The organism is Streptomyces sp. WZ-12 (assembly GCF_028898845.1).
Taxonomy (GTDB): domain Bacteria; phylum Actinomycetota; class Actinomycetes; order Streptomycetales; family Streptomycetaceae; genus Streptomyces.
In genome coordinates this window covers 1653171-1674374 of the sequence record NZ_CP118574.1, presented here as the reverse complement: position 1 = coordinate 1674374, position 21204 = coordinate 1653171, and the positions used below count along the sequence as shown (strand labels likewise).

General features: G+C 73.4%; 21 protein-coding genes. 9 read left to right on the top strand and 12 right to left on the bottom strand.

Features of this window, described 5'->3' with window-relative positions; genetic code table 11:
- The first annotated feature begins 37 nt into the window (after positions 1 to 37).
- Positions 38 to 478, top strand: a complete 441-nt coding sequence (locus PV796_RS07160; RefSeq protein ID WP_274912075.1) for an SRPBCC family protein — start codon at positions 38 to 40, stop codon at positions 476 to 478.
- A gap of 290 nt (positions 479 to 768) precedes the next feature.
- Here the strand turns inward: PV796_RS07160 and PV796_RS07155 are convergent, their stop codons facing one another.
- On the bottom strand, positions 769 to 1056 hold the full coding sequence (locus PV796_RS07155) for a hypothetical protein (RefSeq protein WP_274912074.1): 288 nt from the start codon (positions 1054 to 1056) through the stop codon (positions 769 to 771).
- A 233-nt stretch (positions 1057 to 1289) separates the two neighbouring features.
- Between PV796_RS07155 and PV796_RS07150 the strand changes: the two genes are divergently transcribed.
- Both PV796_RS07150 and PV796_RS07145 read left to right on the top strand, forming a co-directional pair.
- Entirely contained in the window at positions 1290 to 2432 is a 1143-nt protein-coding gene (locus PV796_RS07150; RefSeq protein WP_274912073.1) for a site-2 protease family protein, read from the top strand.
- A gap of 77 nt (positions 2433 to 2509) precedes the next feature.
- Positions 2510 to 3262: a PP2C family protein-serine/threonine phosphatase gene (locus PV796_RS07145; RefSeq protein ID WP_274912072.1), complete on the top strand. Its 753-nt coding sequence runs from the start codon at positions 2510 to 2512 to the stop codon at positions 3260 to 3262.
- A gap of 526 nt (positions 3263 to 3788) precedes the next feature.
- Here PV796_RS07145 and PV796_RS07140 read toward each other — a convergent pair.
- A complete protein-coding gene (locus PV796_RS07140) occupies positions 3789 to 4517 on the bottom strand; it encodes a hypothetical protein (protein ID WP_274912071.1) in 729 nt (242 codons plus the stop codon).
- Positions 4518 to 4858: 341 nt separating this feature from the next.
- On the bottom strand, positions 4859 to 5746 hold the full coding sequence (locus PV796_RS07135; RefSeq protein ID WP_274912070.1) for a phenylalanine 4-monooxygenase: 888 nt from the start codon (positions 5744 to 5746) through the stop codon (positions 4859 to 4861).
- A gap of 238 nt (positions 5747 to 5984) precedes the next feature.
- On the opposite strand from PV796_RS07135, the gene PV796_RS07130 reads away from it, so the two are divergent.
- Positions 5985 to 7058 carry a sugar ABC transporter substrate-binding protein gene (locus PV796_RS07130; protein WP_274918894.1) on the top strand — a complete coding sequence of 358 codons (1074 nt, stop codon included), beginning with the start codon at positions 5985 to 5987 and terminating at the stop codon, positions 7056 to 7058.
- A gap of 49 nt (positions 7059 to 7107) precedes the next feature.
- On the opposite strand, the gene PV796_RS07125 is transcribed toward PV796_RS07130, so the two are convergent.
- Complete coding sequence (locus PV796_RS07125; RefSeq protein ID WP_274912069.1) at positions 7108 to 7812, bottom strand: HAD family hydrolase; 705 nt, start codon at positions 7810 to 7812, stop codon at positions 7108 to 7110.
- A gap of 3 nt (positions 7813 to 7815) precedes the next feature.
- On the bottom strand, positions 7816 to 8298 hold the full coding sequence (locus PV796_RS07120; RefSeq protein ID WP_274912068.1) for an Lrp/AsnC family transcriptional regulator: 483 nt from the start codon (positions 8296 to 8298) through the stop codon (positions 7816 to 7818).
- 183 nt (positions 8299 to 8481) lie between these two features.
- Between PV796_RS07120 and PV796_RS07115 the strand changes: the two genes are divergently transcribed.
- Entirely contained in the window at positions 8482 to 9009 is a 528-nt protein-coding gene (locus PV796_RS07115; RefSeq protein ID WP_274912067.1) for a DUF6624 domain-containing protein, read from the top strand.
- A 24-nt stretch (positions 9010 to 9033) separates the two neighbouring features.
- Here the strand turns inward: PV796_RS07115 and bglX are convergent, their stop codons facing one another.
- Positions 9034 to 11349, bottom strand: coding sequence for a beta-glucosidase BglX (gene bglX / locus PV796_RS07110; protein WP_274912066.1), 2316 nt, complete (start codon positions 11347 to 11349; stop codon positions 9034 to 9036).
- A gap of 159 nt (positions 11350 to 11508) precedes the next feature.
- Here bglX and PV796_RS07105 point away from each other — a divergent pair, with 159 nt between their 5' ends.
- From PV796_RS07105 to PV796_RS07090, 4 genes are all read left to right on the top strand, one after another.
- On the top strand, positions 11509 to 12036 hold the full coding sequence (locus PV796_RS07105; RefSeq protein WP_274912065.1) for a GNAT family N-acetyltransferase: 528 nt from the start codon (positions 11509 to 11511) through the stop codon (positions 12034 to 12036).
- 152 nt (positions 12037 to 12188) lie between these two features.
- Complete coding sequence (locus tag PV796_RS07100) at positions 12189 to 12590, top strand: RidA family protein (RefSeq protein ID WP_274912064.1); 402 nt, start codon at positions 12189 to 12191, stop codon at positions 12588 to 12590.
- A 245-nt stretch (positions 12591 to 12835) separates the two neighbouring features.
- The gene (locus tag PV796_RS07095) at positions 12836 to 14365 is read left to right on the top strand and encodes an FUSC family protein (RefSeq protein WP_274912063.1); all 1530 of its coding nucleotides are present in this window, start codon (positions 12836 to 12838) and stop codon (positions 14363 to 14365) included.
- A gap of 182 nt (positions 14366 to 14547) precedes the next feature.
- Positions 14548 to 15663, top strand: a complete 1116-nt coding sequence (locus PV796_RS07090) for a lactonase family protein (RefSeq protein ID WP_274912062.1) — start codon at positions 14548 to 14550, stop codon at positions 15661 to 15663.
- Positions 15664 to 15676: 13 nt separating this feature from the next.
- Here PV796_RS07090 and PV796_RS07085 read toward each other — a convergent pair whose 3' ends face one another.
- The 6 genes from PV796_RS07085 to PV796_RS07060 all read right to left on the bottom strand — a co-directional run bounded on the left by PV796_RS07085 (position 15677) and on the right by PV796_RS07060 (position 21125).
- Entirely contained in the window at positions 15677 to 16030 is a 354-nt protein-coding gene (locus PV796_RS07085) for a nuclear transport factor 2 family protein (protein WP_274912061.1), read from the bottom strand.
- Positions 16031 to 16214: 184 nt separating this feature from the next.
- A complete protein-coding gene (locus PV796_RS07080; RefSeq protein ID WP_274912060.1) occupies positions 16215 to 17171 on the bottom strand; it encodes a sirohydrochlorin chelatase in 957 nt (318 codons plus the stop codon).
- 72 nt (positions 17172 to 17243) lie between these two features.
- On the bottom strand, positions 17244 to 18284 hold the full coding sequence (locus PV796_RS07075) for an N-acetylglucosamine kinase (RefSeq protein ID WP_274912059.1): 1041 nt from the start codon (positions 18282 to 18284) through the stop codon (positions 17244 to 17246).
- A complete protein-coding gene (locus tag PV796_RS07070) occupies positions 18271 to 19266 on the bottom strand; it encodes a phospholipid scramblase-related protein (protein ID WP_274912058.1) in 996 nt (331 codons plus the stop codon). Before PV796_RS07070 ends, PV796_RS07075 begins: the two co-directional genes overlap by 14 nt.
- Before the next feature lie 40 nt (positions 19267 to 19306).
- Positions 19307 to 19984 carry a uracil-DNA glycosylase gene (locus tag PV796_RS07065; RefSeq protein ID WP_274912057.1) on the bottom strand — a complete coding sequence of 226 codons (678 nt, stop codon included), beginning with the start codon at positions 19982 to 19984 and terminating at the stop codon, positions 19307 to 19309.
- A 55-nt stretch (positions 19985 to 20039) separates the two neighbouring features.
- Positions 20040 to 21125, bottom strand: a complete 1086-nt coding sequence (locus PV796_RS07060; RefSeq protein ID WP_274912056.1) for a WD40/YVTN/BNR-like repeat-containing protein — start codon at positions 21123 to 21125, stop codon at positions 20040 to 20042.
- Between the last annotated feature and the right edge of the window lie 79 nt (positions 21126 to 21204).

Sequence of the window (21204 nt, the reverse complement as noted above, 5' to 3'; positions counted from 1 at the left end):
TATCAAGGGGGGTGCGAAGCAAGCTGTGAGGTGTCCGATGAGCACTCTCGAAGAACACATCGACATCGGTGTTCCGCTCGAAACGGCCTGGGATTGCCTGCATCGCGCGGAGAGCTATCCACGGTTCCTGAACGGCGTCCGGCAGGCCAGGCCGGAGGGTGAGCGACGGGCGCACCTGGACGTCGACGCGGGCGGCCGGGCGCAGGAGTTCGAGGTCGAGATCGTCGACCGGGAGATGGAGAACGTGATGACGTGGCAGACCACGAGCGGCCCCGATCTGGCGGGGACGTTCTCGCTGCTGCCCATCGACCGGGGGCACACCCGGCTCCAGGCCCGGTTCGAGTACGACCCGGGCACGATCAAGGAGAGCTTCGGCGGGCCCCAGGGGTTCGCGCAGGCCGTCGCGATCGAGCGGGGCGTACGCAGCGATCTTCAGCAGTTCAAGGAGCTGGTGGAAGCGGAGGGCAAGGCCAAGTGAGCGCGGAGTGAGAGAGGAGGGTGAGGGGGAACAAAAGCGGTCAACGTCGGCCGCGCGACCGCGTGTTCACCGTCAGTAGCGGAACGAGGAGCCGGGCAGCGACCCTGCGTGGTCTCGGCGGGGCGGCGTGTGGTCGGAACGTGGCCGTGGAGACGTGCTCGGAGGGTCCGCGCTCGGTAGGGGCGGGCAGGCGTGCTCAGAGGGGTGTGGCAGTAGAGGCCGACGGCGTCGCTGTAGACCGTTGTAGAGGGGGCTTGGACGTGGGTTTCGATCCGGGTTTCGACGTGGGGTCAGACGAGATGGCGTTCTGGCATGGGGTGTTCCACCCCGTCGAGTTCGAGGGTGCAGCGGGGTGCGGTGGGGACGAGCCGGGGCTCGCGGATACGGACCCGGAAGATCCGGACGGGCTCGTCGGGGAGTTCGCCGGTCAGGAGGTTCAGGCCGGTGCCGTGTTCCCGCTGGTAGGCGACGACCTTGCCGTTGACCAGGAGTTCTATCTCGCCGTCGCGGCCGGGGCCGACGTTCACGGTGATCGAGTGGCCGCTGTGGTCGAGGTGGAAGTGGTGGCTGCGTCCCATGGTCCTCGCCTCCCGTGCCCGGGGCGGTGCGCATTCCGCGACGACGGTCGCCGCACGAGCGACCGCACCTCCAGATTAGTTCGGCGCCGGGAGTCGGGCCGGTGGGGAAGAACTCCGCCGGTGGTGGGGCGGCGAGTGACAATTGTGGTGAGTGCCGCGCCGGGTGGTCCGCGGAGCGCGGGGCGTGAGGCCCCGCCCGGAGGAACCAGTGCCCGGGCCGGCGGGAGACGGCAATGAACGGCTCGGTCCAGATCGGACGTGTGGTCGGGGTGCCGCTGCGGATGCACTGGAGCGTGCCGCTGCTGGTGATGCTGTTCGCGTACGGCCTCGGGCGGCAGACGCTGCCGGTGATCGCCCCGGGACGTTCCGCTGTCGTCTATGCCCTGGCCGGCGTCGTCGGGGCCGCGTTGCTCACCGGCAGTCTGCTGCTGCACGAGACGGCGCATGCCGCGATCGCGCGCCGGAAGCAGATATCCGTCGAGGACGTGACCCTGTGGGCGCTGGGCGGGATGACGCGCATGGGGCGGCCGCAGACCGCCGCCGCGGCCTTCGCGGTCGCCATCAGCGGACCGCTCACCAGCCTGCTCATCGGGGGAATCGCGCTGGGCGCCGGCTTCGGGCTGCATGTGCTGTCCCTGTGGGCGGTGCCGGCGGTCGTGCTGGTGTGGCTGGGCTGGGCCAATGTGCTCCTGGGCGTGTTCAATCTGCTGCCGGCCGTCCCGCTCGATGGGGGGCGGGTGGTGCAGGCACTGCTGTGGTGGCGCACCGGGGACCGGGACCGTGCGGACATCGCGGCGTCCCGGGGCGGCCAGGTGATGGGCGTACTGCTGGTGGCGGCCGGCTGGTTCGCGCTGTTGCGCGGGTTGCCGAGCGGGTTGTGGCTGGCCTTGATCGGGCTGTTCATCATGGTCGTCGCCGGGTCCGAGCGGCGGCGGGCGGCGATGCAGACGGCGTTGCGCGGGGTGCGGGCGGCCGATGCCATGTCCGCTCCCGTGGTGACCGGGGCGGACTGGCTGACGGTGCAGCGGTTCATCGACGAGGTGGCCGTGACGACCGGGCACTCCGTCGTCCCGTTGCTGGACTTCGAGGGGCGGCCGAGCGGCCTGGTGCAGGTCCGCAGGCTGGCGTCGATACCCGCCGCCCAGCGGGCGGAGCTGCGGGTTCGGGACGTGGCCATACCGGTGTCCCAGTGCGCGGTGGCCGCGCCGGACGATCTGCTGAGCGAGGCGATGGACCGGGTGACGCTGCGGACCGGGATGCGGATCCTGGTCGTGGACGCCGGGCATCTGGTGGGGATCATCACGGCGAAGGACGTGTCCCGGCTGATGCGGCGACACACGCTGCGCGACGGCCGGACCGGGGCCGGGACCGGGTGAGACCGTTGCCCGGAGCACGGCGGGACGGAGCGCAACCGGCGGGGCACACCGCGAGCGACCGGCGAGGGAGCGACGGCATGGACACTGCGGCGCAGTACATCACGGTGACGGCGCTCAGCCACCCCGGACTGATCCGGGAGCACAACGAGGACAGCCTGGTCGCGGGGCCGTGGACGCTGTGCGGCACGGTGACCGAGAACCCCCAGACGCTGATGTTCCCGCTGGGCAGCCCGGTGGTCGTGGCGGTCGCCGACGGCATCGGCGGGCAGCCGGGCGGTGAGGTCGCCAGCGCGCTGACGGTGGCGCATCTGGCGGCGCTGGGACCGACGTTGGACGGCGAGGAGGCGGTGCGGGCGGCGGTGATCAGGTGCAACCGCGCGGTGTATGCGGCGGCCGAACGGGACCCGGCGCTGACCGGGATGGGGACCACGGTGGCCGGCACCGTCGTGTTGCCGGAGGCGTTGTTGATCTTCAACGTGGGCGACAGCCGGGTCCTGGAGGCCGGGGAGGACGGGCTGCGGCAGGTGAGCGTGGACGACAGCCCGCCGCTGCCGGCGGGGCAGCGGACCACGTCGCTGGTGACCCAGGCGGTCGGGGGCGCCAGCCGTTTCGTCGCGGTCACTCCGCACGTCCGCACCGTGCCGCTGGTCCCGGGCCGGCGCTACGTGGTGTGTACGGACGGGCTCACCGACCCGGTCCTGGAGGAGGAGATCGCCGCGGTGCTGCACGAACACGACGGCGGGCGGGCCGTCTTCGAGCTGTGGAAGGCGGCCATCGAGGCGGGCGCGCCGGACAACATCACGGTGGCGTTGATCGGGGTCGGGGGGTGAGGGGCGGGACTGCGGAGGCTCAACGGGTCGCCGTGCGTGGCTGGTTAGCGGGCGAGGGGGCTCAACGGGGCGCGGACCTCGGCCGGGTCGGGTTGTGTGGACGAGGCGTGTGTGGGGAAGTCGTGCACGGCTCCGTCCCCGCCCCCTCCCCTTCTCCGGCCTCTTACCTTTCCCTCGCGCCAACCCCCGTTCGCACGCCTGTTGTTGGCCGGCATCGGCTCCTTCCAGCGCCCGGTCTTCCGCACCGAAGCGTCAGCCGAGGAGGCCCGCTCCGGCACGCCGTCCGAGGGTCCCAGCCCCGCAGTGCCGATCGGGACGCCCGGCCCAACGCGTCGCTCGGGCGCCCCAGTTCCGGATCGCAGGGTCTGGATACCCGCCCTGTACCGTCATCGTCGCCCGCCGGCGCCCGCCCCGGATCGCCACGCGACGGCCCTCGTCCCGGCCCGTCGCTCGGCCCACCCGTTCCTCCCCGCCTCCCCCGAAGAGCCACCCGACGGGGGCTTCCCCGCCGTAGCCGCGCGGGTGTTCACGCGTGGGCGCTGAGCACTCCGCCGCTGCTGAGCACCATGTAGATGCCGTTGGCGACGGCCCCGTCGTCGTGCCCCTTCGTTTCCAGCGTGCCGTCCACCGAGCCCTCGTGGCCGATGATGTCGGCGCGGTAGTGCAGTTCGCCGACCTTCGTGACCTTGACGGTCCAGTCGCCCGCCACCTTGAAGGTGCCCGGTCCCTGGTGGCCGCCGCCCATCCAGGAGTGGACCTGACCGTCCAACGTGAGCACGACGAACATGTCGTTGGCGTCGAGCCCGGTGTCGCTGCCCTTCGTCTCCAGCGTGGCCAGGACCGAACCGCGGCTGACGATCTTGGCGCGGTATTGCTGGGCACCGATCTTGTAGATCTCGGCCTTGCTGCTGCCGTCCGCCAGCGGCTGGGTGCGGACCGGCGAGGCCGCCCTGGCCGTGGCGCCGTGCGAGCCGCCCGACCGCTTGCCCACAGCGCCCGCCTTGGTGTCGACCTTGGTGTCAGCCTGGGCGTCGGGGGTCGCCGGGGCGTCGGCGCCCTGCGCTCCGGCGGCGGGGCCCGTGCCGCTGGACTCCGGGGCGGTGGTGCCGGTGCTCGCGTGGGCTGCGGGCTTCGTGCTGCCGGCGTCCGAGCCGGAGCAGGCGGTGAGGGTGAGGGCGGCCGCCGCGGTCAGGGCCGCGGCGGCGATGCGCAGGGTGCGGCGACGAGCGGTGCGGACGGTGGTGTTGGAGTTCATTGCGGGTCCCCCGGGGTGGTCGGTGCCGTCGTTTCGTTGGTACGTCAGCCACTCTGGTCGGGGCTGCTATTGCCCGGCTGACGCTCCGCTAACACCCCGCTAACCGCCGCTCATTGGACGTGTGGGCATAGCGTCCGAACGCGGGGCCTATGGCGGTATCAGCGACCAACGGCCGATGACCAACGGCCAATGACCAGCGACCAACGGCCGATGACCAACGGCCATCGGTGAACGAGCGGCGGACCGAAGGGCCGAGCAGCCGAGCGACCGAAGAGCCCAAGGGCCGAAGCCCCAGTGGCCCAGTGCTCCAGTGGCCCAGTGGAAGCGAACGACAACGTTCCCTAGTCACGATTGCGGCGCAGTGCCGGCAATCCCAGTCGCCGCCCGGTGTCGTCGTCGAATTCCGTGCAGAACGTGCCGATTGTGTCCTCAAGGTGGGAGAAGGAACGTGCCGCGAATAAAACCGGCTGATAGCTGGAAATGCGGTACTGCGTACCGGCTGTGGCGCATGCGTCCAGTTCGCGCACTTCTCGCCCGTCGTGCGCCCCGATCTCCCCGTACGACGAGAGCAGTGCCGCGCCGAAAGCCTTGGGCGCGCCGGATTCGCTGACCAATCCGAATTCCAGGGTGTACCAATACACCCGGCTCAGAATGTCCAGTGCCTCGTCGGTCCGGACCCGGTTCGCGGCGCGGCCGAACATCCGGTACAGCTCGGCGATGCGCGGTGACGACAGATGGATGCCGTGCCCGAACACGTCGTGCAGCACGTCCGGTTCGGGGGTGTAGAGCGGCACGGCCGGGTGGCGGACGAACTGCACCGCATGGAAGTAGCCGTGCTCCATGGACCCCAGGAACCGTTCGTTGGGCACCACCCCGCCGGCCAGCGTGAGCGCGAACCCGGTGCGTGCCGTCAACCCGGGCGTGATGTCCGCGTGTTGCGGGACCCCGTCGGCGGGGATCTCGGTGTCCGCGAGGGTGTCCAACACCGGTCGGCAGGCGTGCGCCCGGTGCTTCGGGAGCAGCGCGTCGTGGACGGCGCGCCAGGTCCGGTGCTCGTCCTCGGTGTACTCCACGCCCGGATAGGGCGCCCCCACCGCGTGGTTGTCGGCGCGGGCCGCCAGGGCGTCCCGGCGTCGTCGGTATTCCCGGTCGCAGCGTCCGGGGTGGTCGTCCGCGCGGCCCATGTGTCCCTCGGTGGAGACGGGGGTCCGTTTCCGTGGCGAAGTCATACCGCTGACCATGCCCAGTGGCCCGGCGGAGATCACCCGGGGCGACGGACGGGCGCTTCGCCTTCGGTGTCTCAATGCATGACCGTGTTCGGCACCGTTATTACTTCGTTTCTTGACGATTGGGCCTTCGGTGACGTTCACTCAGCCATTCATGGGCCGAGTCAGGGCGGCCCCTGTGGAGGTACTTTTCATGAGGCCGAAGAAGACAATGGGCGCAGTGAATGTGACGAATGCAACAATGCGTCGCGGCGTCCTCGTCAGCGTGTTGACGCTTTCCCTCGCCGCGCCGCTGGCGGCCTGCGGAAACGATCATCAGGAACCGTCCCAGGGGAAGGACCACATCGGCCTCCTCCTTCCCGAGAACAAATCCACGCGCTACGAGAAATTCGATCACCGCATCATTTCCCGGCGCATCGCGGCGCTCTGCCTCCCCTGCACGGTGGACTACGGAAACGCCGAGTCGAGCGTCGATGCCCAACGCTCCCAGTTCGACGCCCTGGTGAAGAAGGGCGTCAAGGTCATCATCCTGGACCCGGTCGACGCCCAGGCCGCCAAGGCGTGGGTGGACTCCGCCGCACGTCAGGGCGTGCAGGTCATCGCCTACGACCGGCTCGCCGAGGGCAACGTGGCGGCGTATGTCTCCTATGACAACGACAAGATCGGCCGGCTCCAGGGCGAGGCGATTCTCGCCGCGCTCGGGCCGCGCGCGGCGAGCGCCGATGTCGTCATGTTCAACGGCTCCCCGGACGACCCCAACGCCCCGGCCTTCAAGAAGGGCGCGCACGCCGCCCTCGACGGCAAGGTGCACAAAATCGTCTACGAGAAGGACGTACCCGAATGGTCCGAGGCGACCGCGAAGAAGGAGATGGCCGATGTCATCAACTCCCGTGGCCCGCGCGGCTTCGATGCGGTCTACTCGGCGAATGACGGCATGGCCGGCGGTATCGCCGAGGCGCTGAAGTCGGCCGGCGTGAAGAATGTTCCGCTGGGTGGACAGGACGCCGAACTTCCCGCGCTGCAGAGGTTGTTGGACGGCACTCAGGCGTTCACTGTTTACAAGGAAGTGCGGCCGGAGGCGGAGACCGCCGCGGAACTGGCCTTCCGGCTGCTGCGGGGCCAGAGCATCTCCACCCTCACCTCCACCACCGCCGCGAACCACAGCAAGTCCGGCATTCCGGCGAAGCTGTTCAAGGCCACCGTGGTCACCAAGGGCAACCTCAAGGACACCGTCGTCCGGGACGGCGTGGTGCGCAGCGACCTGCTCTGCACCCCCGCCCTGGCCGCGCAGTGCGCCTCCGCCGGCGTCGGCTGAGCCACCCCGGGGCCGGCCGGCGCGCGCCGACCGGCCCCGGGCACACCGGTCACACCGAGCGGTCCGACCCGTCGATCCACGCGTACGCCGCCCGTGCGGTGAACTCCCGCTGCCCGCCGGGGAACATCAATCCCGCGCCGGCGAACGCGGGATCGCCGACGCTCCCGGACACGTAGGGCACCGCGATGCACCGCATCCCGGCCCGCCGCGCCGCCAACACCCCGGGCGCGGCGTCCTCCACCACCACGCACGCCGCGGGCTCGACCCCCAGCCGGCGCGCGGCCTCCAAGAACACATCGGGCGCGGGCTTGCCGTGCGGCACCTCCTCCGCCGACACCACCGTGGTCAACAGCGCGTCCAGCCCCGTCCCGGCCAGCACCGCCTCGATCGCGGCCCGCGACGAGCCGGACGCCACCGCCATCGGATGCCCGCCCCCGGCCAGCCGCACCACCAGCTCCCGCATCTGCGGAAACACTTCCGTACCGGCCCGGGCCAGCTCCAGATAGGCGCGGTTCTTCCCGGCCAACAGCTCCTCCACCGGGGCGTCGATGCGGTACTCCCGCGCCAGTACCGTCAGCGTCTCGCGGGTGCCGATCCCGATGAAGCGCAGATGGTGCTCCCAGGTGAAGTCCGTGACGCCGTACCCGGCCAACACCCGCCGCCCGGCCTCGAAGTAGTTGGGCTCGCTGTCCACCAGCGTCCCGTCGAGGTCGAAGATGACCGGTGCGGGCCCGCCCGCCGTGTCGTCCGCCACCGCTCAGCCCGCCTGCGCGGCCGAGCCGCCCACGGACTCGACCAGCGGCAGCATCCGGTGCGGCACCCGCTCGCGCAGCGCCACCTCCGTCCGCGTGCGGACCACGCCCGGGAGCTTGATCAACCGCTGGATCACGTCCTCCAGGTGTGCCGCGTCCCGGGCCACCACCCGCGTCAGCAGATCGCCGCCGCCGGTCGTCGAGAACGCCTCGATGATCTGCGGCACTTCGGCCAGCGCGGCGGCGACCTCCTCCAGGTGCCCCTGCGTCACCTCGATGTGCACGAAGGCCAGCACCGGGTGGTCCAGCGCGGCGGGGGAGAGCCGCGGGCTGTAGGCGGTGATGACCCCGTCCCGCTCCAGGCGGTCCAGGCGCGCCTGCACCGTCCCGCGGGCGACCCCCAGCACCCGGGCGTACTCCCGCACGCTCGTCCGCGGCTGCTCCAACAGCAGCTTCAGGATCTTCGCGTCCAGCGCGTCCACGGCCATCGGCCCACGGCCTCCTTGAGGTCGACGTGTCGAAACGACGGTCGGGGCGCGCGGGGTAGATCCATTATCCGGCCGCGCGGCCCCTCCCGTCACCGTACCCAAGGACGATCTTCCGTGCCGATTGGCCGCTTTAGGTTGGAGGCGCCCGACCCGATGCGGGGCCCACCGACCTCTGGAGCACTGATGACGCACGACGCACCCGCGCCCCACACCGACGACGACCTGACCGCGGTGGCTTCCGAACTGGTCGCGATGGCCGCCGCGGACCACGCGGCCACGGCCCGCGCCAACGGCCCGGACTTCGCCGACCAGTTGGCCTGGCGCCGGCTCACCGCCCGGCACGCCGACCGCCTCACCGAGATCCTGGACACCCACGGCTGGCCCACCGCGGACCGCTTCGGCCCGGACGCCGCCCGCGCCGCCTGGTTGGTCGCCCAGCACGCCGACCGTCAACTGGACGTCCAGCGCCGCGCGCTACGGCTGCTGGAACGCGCCGTCGCCGACGGCCTCGCGGCCCCGCGGGACCTGGCCTTCCTGCACGACCGCACCCGGGTCAACGAGGGCCGCGAGCAGCGCTACGGCACCCAGATCGCCGGCGTCCGGGACGGCGCGCCGGTCCCGTGGCCGTGCGAGGCCCCGGAGGAGATGGACCGGCGGCGCACCGAGGTGGGCATCCCGCCCTTCGACGAGTACGTCGCCCAGTTCGCCTGAGCGCCCCGGTGTGCCCGGCTCCGGTCAGGTCACCGTCAGTGTGGCCTTGCCCTCGGCGGCCGAACTGCCGCCCACGTAGACGTCGATGGCGCCGGGCTCCAACCGGAACTCGCCGTGCGGGGCGTTGCTCCAGAACCCCAGGTCCTCGGCCGCCAGCCGGAACCGCACCGTCCGGCTCGCGCCCGGCGCGAGCGTCACGCGGTGGAAGCCCCTGAGCCGGCGCACCGGTTGGGCGATGCTGGCGGCCCGGTCGTGGACGTAGAGCTGGACGACCTCGTCGCCGGCCCGGGAGCCGGTGTTGGTGACGGCCGCGGTGACCTCGACCCCGTCGCCCGCGCGCAGCGCGTCGGCCGCGATCCGTGAGGTGCCGAGCCGGGGCGTGCCGGTGCGGAACGTGGTGTAGCTCAGGCCGTACCCGAACGGGAAGAGGGGTCCGTCCGGGAGGTCGAGGTACTTCGACGTGAACTTGTCGTTGGGGTCGTAGGGGCGGCCGGTGTTCTCGTGGTTGTAGTGGATGGGGAGTTGGCCGACCGAGCGCGGGAGCGAGACCGGCAGCTTGCCACCCGGATTCACCTTGCCGAACAGCACATCGGCGAGGGCGTTGCCGCCCTCGATGCCGGGGTGCCAGGCCAGCACCACGGCCGGGGCGCGGTCCACCCAGCCGCCGACGGTCAGCGGCCGCCCGCCGACCAGCACCACCACGAACGGCCGGCCGGTCCCGGCGATCGCCTCGACCAGCCGCTGTTGCACCCCCGGCAGCCCGATGTCGCTGCGCGCGGACGCCTCCCCGCTGAGCGCCGCCGGTTCGCCCACCACCACGACCGTGACCTCACAGGCGGCGGCCGCCGCGACCGCCTCCGGGATGCCGCGCACCTCGTCGCCCTGCGGATCGACGCCGCGGGCGTGCCGGACCGTGCCGCCCGGCACCGCCCCGCGCACGGCGTCCAGCACCGTCCCGGCCGGGAACTTCTCGGCCGCCGCCGGCAGCACCCACGTCCCCAACAGGTCGGTGGAGTCGCCGAACGGGCCCACCACCGCGAGCGACCGGACCGAGCCGCGCAGCGGCAGCACCCCCCGGTCGTTCTTGAGCAGCACCATCGACCGGCCCGCCGCCGCCCGGGCCGCCGCCCGCGCCGCGGCGGACGGCGCGCCGATCGCCTTCGCCTCGTCGACGTACGGGTGCGCGAACAGCCCCAGCGCGTACTTCAACCGCAGCACCCGGGCGACCGCGTCGTCCAGTCGGCGGGCCTCGATCCGGCCCTCCCGGAGGAGCCGCTTGCCGTGGGTGACCAGGGTGGTGCTGGTCATCTCCATGTCGACGCCGGCGTTCAGCGCGAGCCGCGCGGCATCCGCGCCGTCCTCCGCGACCCCGTGCGGGAGCAGCTCCTGCACGCCGTTCCAGTCGCTCACCACCATCCCGTCGAAGCCCCACTCCCGCTTGAGAACGTCGGTGAGGGTGTGCCCGTTGGCGTGCGCCGGGACCCCGCCGATGAGGTTGAACGACGCCATCACGGTCGCCGCCCCCGCGTCCAACGCGGCCTTGAACGGCGGCAGATAGAGGTTCCGCAGCCGGGACTCCGACACGTCCACGGTGTTGTAGTCGCGCCCGCCCTCGGCGCCCCCGTACGCCACGAAGTGCTTGGCGCAGGCCGCGATCCGGTCTCCGGCCAGGAGCCGGTCGCCTTGGTAGCCGCGCACCTTGGCGGCGGCGAACGCCGATGTCAGGTACGGGTCCTCGCCGTTGCCCTCGGCGATCCGGCCCCAGCGCGGCTCGTGCGTCACGTCCATCATCGGGGCGAAGGTCCAGTGCACCCCGTTGGAACGGGCCTCCGCGGCGGACACCTCCGCGTCCCGCGCCGCCACCCGCGGATCGAAACTGGCCGCCTGGGCCAGCGGGATGGGGAACGTGGTCCAGAAGCCGTGGATCACATCGAGCCCGTACAGCAGCGGGATGCCCAGCCGCGACTCCTCGACGGCGATCCGCTGGAGCGCGTTGCAGGCACGCGCGCCGAAGATGTTCAGCACCGAGCCCAACCGCCCCCTGCGGGCGGCCTCTTCGACGGTCCTGGTCCCCGGCCCGCCGGGCCCGGTGTCGGACGCCCAGGGAAGCTGCTGCAACTGTCCCAGCTTCTCTTCGACAGTCATACGCGCCAGCAGGTCATCGACCTTGCGGTCGTACGGCCCGGGCCGGCGCGGGGCGGTCTTCGCGGCGGGTGAGGCCCCCGCCTGCGCGGCCCGGGGAGGCGTCTGCGCCTGGGCCGCCCCGGCGTTCGCCAGACCGGTGGCCGCCGCGGTTCCGCCCGCGGCGGCCAGTAGGGAACGTCGTCGCAGCCCACCCATGCCTTCACCTTTTTCATCCATCGAGGGGTAAAGGTTCTCTCAAGGCGCCAAGAGCTGAAGTGACGGTAAGTGGTGGGCAGTTGCCCGTCAAGGAGTCGTGCGCCGAACCGCGCCCGACCGGACTGGTCGCGGCCCGCCGAGGTGGATCAGGATGCGGGGATGACGGAGAACCACAGCGACCTGACCCCCTGCCGGCTCGACTCCTACACCCGCGACGACGTGACCGCGCTCCTCGGCGACGGCCCCGACCCCTTCGGAGTCGACAGCGCGGGCCTGACCTGGCTGCCCAAGGAGGAGCACTTCGGCATCCGGCTCGGCGACCGCCTGGTGGCACACGCCGGACTGCGCCGCCTCCCCCTCGTGCTCGGTGGGGCGGAGACCTCGGTGATCGGCGTCGGCGGGGTGGCCGTGGCGCCCGACGTGCGCGGCCGGGGCCTGGCCCGCCGGGTGGTGGCCGCCGCGCTCGACCACGCCCGCACCATGGGCCCGCCGCACGCCCTGCTGTTCTGCCGCCCGCCGCTGGTGACCCTGTACGCGCGCCTGGGCTGGCGGGAGGTCCGGGACGAGGTCCGGGTCGAGCAGCCCACCGGCCCGGTCGTGATGCCGCTGCGCACCATGTGGACCCCGCTGCGCGACGGGGCCGCCTGGCCGCCCGGCCCGGTGCGGCTGCTCTCCGCGCCGATGTGAGGCGAGCCCCGGAGCCCCTCGTCCCCGAGGAACGCGGGGGCCACTTCCGAGACCAACTCCGGCGCCCCGCCCGGTGCCCGAACGCACCGGCCCGCGGCGCCGGTTGACCGGAAGGCGCCGCACGCGCGCGGCCGGTCCGGCACACTCCCGGCATGACGATCACCCGGATCAATCCCCAGCAGCTACACCCGACACCCGGCTACTCCCACATCACCGTGGTGGAGGCCGGCCGCACCGCCTACCTGGCGGGGCAGTGCCCGCTCGACCGTGACGGCACCGTCGTCGGCCCGGGACTGGCGGCGCAGATCGACCAGGTCGTGGCGAACGCGCTGGTCGCCCTGGCGGAGGTGGGCGCCGGACCGCAGCACGTCGTGCGCTCGGTGATCTACGTGCGGAGCGAGCAGACCGCCGAACTGAGCGCCGCCTGGCGCCGGCTCAACGACTCGGCCCTCGGCCCCGCCTTCACCACCGCCAGCACGCTGCTGGGGGTGGCGCAACTGGGCTTTCCGGGCCAGCTCGTGGAGGTGGACCTCACCGCGGCCCTGCCCGACTGAGCCGCTCCCCGCCCCCGGCCCGGCGAACGCCCCGCCGGGTGGTCCGATGGCCCGCTCCCGGCTGCCGCGATCCGCTTCCGAATGGGCCATTGGCCCAATGAAATCATCCACTGTTGAACAAACGGCCACCCTGATGCTGAGATGGACACGTCGATGGCGCTGCGGATCCCGCGGCGCCTTTCTCATGTCGTGGTGCACCGGCGGGCCTGCCGCGGTGCGCCGGTCCACCGAAAGGGCGGGGGAACTTGCTGAAGAGGGCGTTCGTGGCACCGGACCCGGGGCGCACGCGGCTGCGGTTCGCGACCCGGGCCGTGGTCGGGATCGGGCTCGCCGTGGCGCTGTGCGGGGCGGCCGGGCTCTCGCTGGTGGCCTCCGTCACCGGTGGGCTGGCCGCGATGCTCGCCCTGTTCACCGTCGCCGACCCGACGGTGCGCGGGCAGGCCGTGACGACGGCGCTGCTGCCGGTCGTCGGCCTCCCGGTGCTCGCGCTCGCCGCCGTGCTGCACGACCTGCCGCTCGTCCGCGACCTGGCGTTCCTCGCCGTCGTCGGGGCCGGGGTGTACGCCCGGCGCTGGGGCCCGCGGGGGCACTCGCTCGGCGTCTTCGCCTTCATGACCTTCTTCGCGGCGCAGTTCCTGCACACCGTGCCCGGCCAACTCCCCGAGCTGTACGCCGCCATGTCGCTCGCGCTCACGGCGTCGTCGCTGGTGCGGTTCGGCGCGTGGTGCTACGAGCGGCGGTCGCCGGCGCCCGCCGCGGCGCCCGTCCCGGCCGGCGGGACGGGCCTCGCGCGGATCACCACCCGGCAGGCCGTCCAGGCCACCGCGGGCGCCGCCGCCGCGCTCGCCGCCGGGCACCTGCTGTCCGACCAGCGGTGGTACTGGGCGGTGGGCGCCACCTGGTGGGTCTTCGTCAACACCACCTCGCGCGGCGAGACGCTGATCCGTGGCTTCCGGCGGCTCCTGGGCACCGCGCTCGGCGTCGTCGTGGGCTTCGCCGTCGCCATGCCGCTGCACGACCAGCCGGTCGCGGCCGCCGTGGTCGTCGCCCTCAGCGTCTTCGGGATCTTCTACACCGCCGCCGTCTCCTACACCTGGATGATGCTCGCCGTGACCGTGCTGGCGAGCATGCTGTACGGGCTGCTCGGCGTGCTCGATCCGGCGCTGCTCGCGCTGCGGGTCGGCGAGACGGTCATCGGCGCCCTGGGCGCGGTGCTGGCGGTGCTCCTGGTGCTGCCGGTGACCACGCACGCCATCACCGACGAGCGGGTCGAGCGGGCCCTGCGCTGCGTGCACGCCTGCACCGCGGCGGCCGCCGCCCGGCTCACGACCGACCCGCAGGCCGATCCGGCGCCGCGGGTCGCCGAGTTGGAGGCGATCCTCGACCGGGTCCGACTCTCCCTCGTCCCGCTCGTGCACCCGCTCAACCCGCTGCGGGCGCGCAAGCGGCGGGCCCGGCAGGTGCTCGCGCTGCTCGACGACTGCGCGCGCGAGGTGCGCGGGCTGGCGTCCATCGCCGCCGACCCGGAGGCGTCGCACGACGACCGGCTGGCCGCGGCCTGCTGGCGCGTGGAGTCCGCCGTCGAGGCGCTCACCGACGCCCCGCTCGACGGCCGCCGCGAGCGGACCGCGGCGGCAGCGGTGCCGCACACCGGCGACGGCGGCCCCGTCCTCGCCCACCTCCACGCCCTGGAACAGGCCCTGCTCGCGCTCGCCGTCCCCCTGGGCCGACCGGCCCCCGGCGGGCGGACCGACCGGCTCCCGGCGGGGGCCTGACGGAAGCCATCTGCACCTCCCGGCCAACCCCGGTTCCCGCCCGCCCTGTTAGCGTCGCCGGGACAACGGGACACCGTCCGGACGGCGAGGACCGCGACGGGCCGGCCGGCCCCCACCGCGGCCGCCCGCCACCACGGCCGGACGGCCCCGACGGGCAGGCAGCGGACGAAGGGCGGCGACCAGTGGCGACGACGGAACCGGCGGCGGACTCGACGACGGAAGCGGCACGGCGGACCTCCGGCCGACCGGCGCGCGAGGGCCAACTCCGCGCCTACCTCGGCTCCTTCACCACGGCCGGCGGCCCCGGCATCACCACCGCGGCCGTCGACCCGGCCACCGGTGCGCTGACCCCACTGCACTCCACCGACGCCGTCCCCAACCCCTCGTACCTGGCCGCCGCCCCCGACGGCCGGCACCTCTACGCCGTCAGCGAGACCCCGGACGGCGCGGCCGCCGCCTTCCGCCTCACCCCCGGGGGCCCCGAACTGCTCGCCCCCGCAGTCCCCATCGGCGGCGCCGACCCCACCCACCTCACCCTCACCACCGGCCACCTGCTCACCGCCAACTACAGCTCCGGCGACGTCAGTACGCTCCCCGTGCACGCCGACGGCACCCTCGGTGGCCCCCCGCGGGTCCTCGCCCACCGGGGCAGCGGCCCGCGGGCCGACCGCCAAGAGGGCCCGCACGCCCACGCCGTGCGCCCCGACCCCAGCGGCCGTTGGCTGCTCAGCGTCGACCTGGGCACCGACTCGGTCCGGATCTGCGCCCTCGACCCGGCCAGCGGGGCGCTCTCCGTACGGGACGAGACCCGGCTGCGCCCCGGCAGCGGGCCCCGACACCTCGCCTTCCACCCGGACGGCCAACTCGCCTGTGTCATCAACGAACTCGACCCCACCGTGACGCTCTGCCGTTGGGACGCCGCCCAGGGTCGGCTGACGCCCCTGGGGGAGACCCCGCTGCTCCCCGAGGGCGCCGCCGCTGCCGCCGACCCGACGTACCCGTCCGCCCTGGTCCTCTCCCGGGACGGCCGCTTCGGCTGGGCGGCCAACCGGGGCCACGACAGCATCGCGGTGCTCTCCCTGGACGCCCGGGCCGGCACCGCGACCCTGGTCACCACCGTGCCGTGCGGCGGCCACTGGCCCCGCGACCTCGCGCTGCACCCCGACGGGCGGCACCTCTACGCGGCCAACGAACGCTCCGGCGACGTCACCTGGTTCGCCCTCGACCCGCGGACCGGCGTACCCGAGCGGGCCGGCTCGGTACCGGCGCCGGCCGCCTCCTGCGTGGTCTTCGCCTGACCCGGCCGGCCGCTCACCCCTGGGGGAAGCGCCCGCCGAAGTACACCTGGGTCTCGACCAGTCGGCCGTCGCGCACCGTCATCACCTCGACGTTGCGGTGGCGTGCGCCGGTCGTCAGCTCGTAGGAGTAGCGGACGAAGACCTGGTCGTCGTCGAACGGGACCGCGTCGAGGAGCTCTTGGGAGCGGAAGCGGTGCGCGGTCGGGAAGCAGACGTCCAGGAACGCGGCCCGGTCGAGGTGGTCGTCCTGCGGGCTGGTGAAGACGAACTCCTCGGCGAGCAGCCGCTCCATGGCAGGCCGGTCCTGGGCCGAGTAGGCGGCGAAACAGGCCCGGACGACGTCCTCGGGCGCGGCGGTGTCGGACACGGCGTTCCTCCTGCTGAGCGGGGCGTGGTCGGACGGGGCACACGACGGTAGACGACGCGCACGGGTCGGACCCGTCGGCCGCGCGGGAGAACAGCGGCCGGCGGCGGGGGAGTCGGGCGCAACGCGGAGGGCCGCCCCGGCGCGCTCGGCGCGGGACGGCCCTCGGTGAACGGGTGTGGCGGGGCTACCGGGCGGCCGCCCCCAGGCCCTGGCCCGGCAGCGTGATCCCCATCGCCGCCGCGTAGTTCGACAGCACCAGCCGGCCCACCGCGCCGTACGCGCCGAGCGCCTCGGCGGAGGCGCAGCCCGCCTCCGCCGCGGCCGCCCCCAGAAGGCCGTCGGCGAGTTCGGGGCCGATCAGGTACGGGGCCAGCGCCAACTGCCGGGCGCCGGCCGTGCGCAACTGGTCGGCGGTGCGGGCGATGGCGCCCTCCTCGTCCAGACCGGCGGCCAGTACCGGCACGGCCAGCCGGGCGGAGAGCAGCATGCCGGTGATGCCGGCGGCCTGCACCGCCTCCTCGCCGCCGACGGTGGCGAGGATGATGCCGTCCGCGGCGGTCGCGACGGTGAACAGCCGGGCCCGGTCCGCGCGGGCCAACCCCGCCTCGGACAGCCGGACGTGCAGCGCCTCGGCCAGCAGCGGGTGCGGGCCCAGGACGTCGGTCAGTTCGGCCCCGGACGCGCTGTTCATGATGGCCTGGCGTATCCGGCGCAGCAGCGCGCTGTCCGGGCCGGCGAGCAGCGGGACGACGACCGCGGCGGGGCCGGGGTCGGACTGCCCGGTCTCGGCCGCCCGCGCCTGCTGCTCGGCGGCGACCCGCGCCAACACCGCCTCCAGGGACGGGAACACGTCGTCCCCACCGTCGACGTAGCCGATCCGCGCGTCGAGGCCGGGCAGTTCGGAGCGGGCGATGCTGGAGACCTCCTCCGCCAGGCCGCGCGCGGCGGTGGAGGGGGTGCCGGGCACGGCGAGCACCAGGGCGGGTGCGCCCGCGGGTGCGGCGAGCGGCTCCGGCTTGCGGTGGCGGCCGGAGGGCCGGTTGCGCGGCGTTCGTACGGGCAGGCCGGGTGCGCCTCCCGGGCTCGGGGAGTCGATGTCGATACGGGGCGAGCCAGGTGCGGGCCCAGTGGGGGAACTCATGGCGCCGCATGCTAACGCCTCGGCATGCCCGGCCGCGGAGGGAGGGTTCCGTCGCGAGGTATCCGTCCCGTTTTATCCCGCGCGTCGTGGCGACGGACCCGTCACATGCCCTGTGATCTGCAACAACTTCCCATCGACGGGCAGCGCCAGGCGGTCCGCGGCGAGCGCCGCGGCGAGCGCCAGCGCCCCGTCCAGCGGGCTGCCGGCGGCCGGTTCGAGGCGGGCCCCGGGCAGCCGTTCGGCGAGCGCCTCACGGAGCGGGGACAGCAGCGGGGCGCCCAGGTGCAGCAGCCCGCCGGTGAGCGCGACGGTGGCGTCCGGGCCGGGCGGGCAGACCGCGGCGGCGGAGTCGGCGATGTGGCGCGCGGCGTCGGCCAGGATGCCGGCGGCGACCGCGTCCCCGGCGGCGCAGCGCGCGACCTCGGGGGCGAACGAGGCCAGTACGGCGGGTCGGTCGGGGCGTGGGTAGAGCGCGCCGGGCACTCCGGTGACCGGCCCGAACTCGGCCCGCGCGCGGGCCAGCAGCGCCGGCGATCCGCCGGGCCGCCCGTCGTGCGCGCGCAGCGCGGCCTCCAGCCCGGCCCGCCCGATCCAGGCGCCGCCGCCGCAGTCGCCCAGCAGATGGCCCCAGCCGTCGGCCCGGCGCCAACCGCCGGCCGGCGTCAGGTCGGTGCCCAGGGCGACCAGGCCGGTGCCCGCGGCGACCACCGCACCGGGCCGCTGGCCGAGCGCCCCGACATAGGCGGTCACCGCGTCCGCGGCGAGCGCGAGGCGACGGACCCCGAAGGCGGCGTTGAGGGCGTCGGGCAGCCGGGCGCGCAGCGCGTCGCCGAGGATGCCCATCCCGGCGGCGCCGACGCACGCCGCGCCGAACCGGTCCGCGCCCACCTCGCGCGCCAACTTCTCGCCGGCCGGCAGGAGTTGGTCCAACAGGTGGTCGGCGTCGATGCCGGCCGGGCCGGTGCGGACCGGCTCGCGGGAGGTGATCGTCGCCGCCGGCCGGGCCCCGTCGGCGCCGGCGCGGGCCACCGCGATCCGCAGCCCCGAGCCGCCCGAGTCCACCCCGAGGACGAACGTTCCGTCCGCCGCGTCCGCGGACTCAGCCGAGTCCACGGGCGTCCTGCTTGAGGGCGGTGTCGACGGTCAGCGCGGTGGCCACCACCAGGCTCAACAGCGGGTCGGGTAGCTGCCGGTGGATCTGCAGCACGTAGTTGTCCGCGGTGGTGAACATCGTCTTGGCCAGGCCCTCCCAGGTCTTGGTGATCCGGGCGACCTCGGTGTCGGTGTGGTCGACGATGGCGAAGTTCCAGGCCCGCCAGTTCTCCGCCTTGATGGCGCCGACCTGCTGGCCGTTGACCAGCATCGCGAAGTTGATCTTCCCGATGGCGTTCTGCTGGACGATCTCGCCGACCGGCTGGCCGTCCGGACGGGCCACCAGCACCTTGGACTTGATGAGCTTCGCGGGCCGGGTCAGCGTCAACTGCGGCTGCCCGTAGGCGTCCCGGATCTCCAGCCGGTGGGTCATGTACTGGTCCAGGCTGGAGACCACCCGGAGCATCTTCTTCGCGGTGCTCTGGCCGATCTCCACGACCGAGCCGAGGGTGTTGCCGTGCTGGTCGTAGACCGCGTACTCGTTGCTCACCTCGATGAGCTTGGCCTTCTGGTTGACCACCAGCACCGGTTCGGTGAACAGACCGCCGCCGCCCGTCCCGGCCGGTGCCACCCCGGCCTGCTGCTGTACCTGGTGCTGGATGCCGGCCTGCTGCCGCGCCTGATGGAGCGCGTCCGCGCCGTACGGGCCGGGCTGGCCGTAGGGGGCACCGCCGGGCTGCTGGCCGTACGGGGCCTGGGCCGGGGCGGGTTGCTGCTGCGGCGGGTACTGCTGGGGCATCTGCGCCTGCGGGCCCGGCTGGGGCACCTGCTGCGGCTGTTGCGCCGGCTGCGCCTGACCCGGCTGCCCGGCCTGCTCCTGGTGGTGCGCCTGTTGGCCGGGGTGGGTGTGCGCGGTCCACTGGGAGCCGTCCCACCAGCGGAGTTGGTGGGGACTGCCCTGCGGGTCGGCGTACCAACCCGCAGGGATGTTCGTCTGCGTCATGCCGGGAACACTATCTCCCGCCTCCGGACGGCGGTCCGGCTCAGGGCAGTCGCCAGTCCACCGGCTGGGCGCCCTGCCGGACGAGGAGGTCGTTGACCCGGCTGAACGGCCGCGACCCGAAGAAGCCGCGGTCGGCGGACATGGGGGAGGGGTGCGCGGACTCGACGGAGGGCAGATCGCCCAGCAGCGGCCGCAGGTTGCGCGCATCGCGCCCCCACAGCACCGCCACCAGCGGGCCGCCGCGCGCCACCAGGGCGCGAATGGCCTGCTCGGTGACCTGCTCCCAGCCCTTGCCGCGGTGGGCCGCGGGTTTGCGGGGCGCGGTGGTCAGCGCTCTGTTCAGCAGCAGTACGCCCTGCTGGGTCCACGGGGTGAGGTCGCCGTTGGACGGTCGGGGCAGCCCGAGGTCGGAGTGCATCTCGCGGAAGATGTTCTCCAGGCTTCCGGGCAACGGGCGGACGTCCGGCGCCACGGAGAAGCTCAGCCCGACCGCGTGCCCCGGCGTGGGGTAGGGGTCCTGACCGACGATGAGCACCCGCACCTCATCGAAGGGTTGTTGGAAGGCCCGCAGGACGTTGTTGCCGGCCGGGAGGTAGGTCCGGCCGGCGGCGATCTCCGCCCGCAGGAAGTCGCCCATCGCGGCGATCTGTCCGGCGACCGGCTCAAGTGCCTTGGCCCAGCCTGGTTCGACGATGTCTTGGAGAGGTCGTGCAGCCACGGGATCACCCTACTGGCCGACGCCGGCCTCCCCTCAATTCCCGGCCACCCGCGCCTCATGCCACCGCCGCCGCCCGTACGCAGAGCACATCCGGCAGGTGGCGGGCGAGCTGCTGCCAGCTGTCGCCGTCGTCGGAGCTGGCGTAGACCTGGCCGTTGCGGTTGCCGAAATACACCCCTGCGGGGTCGGCGTCGTCAACGGAGAGGGCGTCCCGCAGCACCGTGCCGTAGTGGTCCTCCTCGGGCAGCCCGGCGGACAGCGGCTCCCAGCTCGCGCCGGCGTCGGAGGTGCGGAAGACCCGGCAGCGGTGCTCGGCCGGCACCCGGTCGATGTCGGCGGTGATCGGGAAGAGGTAGGCGACCTCGCCTCTTCGGGGGTGCGCCGCCACCGCGAAGCCGAAGTCCGAGGGCAGGCCGCCGCCGATGTCCGTCCAACTCGTCCCGGAGTCGTCCGAGCGGTAGACGCCCCAGTGGTTTTGGAGGTAGAGCCGGTCGCGGTCGACCGGGTCCTGCGCGATCTTGTGGACGCACTGGCCGAACTCGGGGTGCTGGTCGGGCAGGAAGACCGCCTTGACGCCCTTGTTGGACGGGGCCCAACTGGCGCCGCCGTCACGGGTGCGGAACACCCCGGCGGCGGAGACCGCGACCGTCACCGTGGCGGCGTCCCGCGGATCGGTGACCACGGTGTGCACGGCCAATCCGCCGCCGCCCGGCACCCACTTCCCCCGGCTGGGGTGCTCCCACAGCGCGCGGACCAGCTCGAAGGTCTCGCCGCGGTCCTCGGAGCGGAACAGGCCGCCGGGCTCGGTGCCGGCATAGACCACCTCGGGCGCCGCCGGGCCCGCGGGGTGCAGTTGCCACACCCGCTCCAGTGAAGTCCCGGTGTCCTTCGGGTACTTGACGGGTGGACGGGTGGGCTCGTGCCAGGTCTCGCCCAGGTCGTCGGAGTGGAAGACCGACGGGCCCCAGTGTGCGCTGTCGGCCCCGGCCAGCAGCCGGGTCCGGGCACCGCGGGTGTCGATCGCGAGGGAGTACACCGCCTGCGCGGGGAAGTGCGCTCCGCTCAGTTGCCATGTGCCGCGCCGTCGGCGGCCGATGAACAACCCTTTGCGGGTGCCCACCGCGAGGAGTACGTCTGTCATGCCGGAACACCTCCGGGACGCCGTTGTCTCAGATGCCGTCAGTGTGCACCCGACCACTGACAACGGCGGTCCCGAACGG

What these genes read in the sequence shown, in the direction of transcription:
- PV796_RS07160 (WP_274912075.1), top strand. Translation starts at nt 38, where the DNA reads ATGAGCACTCTCGAAGAACACATCGACATCGGTGTTCCGCTCGAAACG.
- PV796_RS07155 (WP_274912074.1), bottom strand. Translation starts at nt 1,056, where the DNA reads ATGGGACGCAGCCACCACTTCCACCTCGACCACAGCGGCCACTCGATC.
- PV796_RS07150 (WP_274912073.1), top strand. Translation starts at nt 1,290, where the DNA reads ATGAACGGCTCGGTCCAGATCGGACGTGTGGTCGGGGTGCCGCTGCGG.
- PV796_RS07145 (WP_274912072.1), top strand. Translation starts at nt 2,510, where the DNA reads ATGGACACTGCGGCGCAGTACATCACGGTGACGGCGCTCAGCCACCCC.
- PV796_RS07140 (WP_274912071.1), bottom strand. Translation starts at nt 4,517, where the DNA reads ATGAACTCCAACACCACCGTCCGCACCGCTCGTCGCCGCACCCTGCGC.
- PV796_RS07135 (WP_274912070.1), bottom strand. Translation starts at nt 5,746, where the DNA reads ATGACTTCGCCACGGAAACGGACCCCCGTCTCCACCGAGGGACACATG.
- PV796_RS07130 (WP_274918894.1), top strand. Translation starts at nt 5,985, where the DNA reads ATGCGTCGCGGCGTCCTCGTCAGCGTGTTGACGCTTTCCCTCGCCGCG.
- PV796_RS07120 (WP_274912068.1), bottom strand. Translation starts at nt 8,298, where the DNA reads ATGGCCGTGGACGCGCTGGACGCGAAGATCCTGAAGCTGCTGTTGGAG.
- PV796_RS07115 (WP_274912067.1), top strand. Translation starts at nt 8,482, where the DNA reads ATGACGCACGACGCACCCGCGCCCCACACCGACGACGACCTGACCGCG.
- bglX (WP_274912066.1), bottom strand. Translation starts at nt 11,349, where the DNA reads ATGGGTGGGCTGCGACGACGTTCCCTACTGGCCGCCGCGGGCGGAACC.
- PV796_RS07105 (WP_274912065.1), top strand. Translation starts at nt 11,509, where the DNA reads ATGACGGAGAACCACAGCGACCTGACCCCCTGCCGGCTCGACTCCTAC.
- PV796_RS07100 (WP_274912064.1), top strand. Translation starts at nt 12,189, where the DNA reads ATGACGATCACCCGGATCAATCCCCAGCAGCTACACCCGACACCCGGC.
- PV796_RS07080 (WP_274912060.1), bottom strand. Translation starts at nt 17,171, where the DNA reads ATGAGTTCCCCCACTGGGCCCGCACCTGGCTCGCCCCGTATCGACATC.
- PV796_RS07070 (WP_274912058.1), bottom strand. Translation starts at nt 19,266, where the DNA reads ATGACGCAGACGAACATCCCTGCGGGTTGGTACGCCGACCCGCAGGGC.
- PV796_RS07060 (WP_274912056.1), bottom strand. Translation starts at nt 21,125, where the DNA reads ATGACAGACGTACTCCTCGCGGTGGGCACCCGCAAAGGGTTGTTCATC.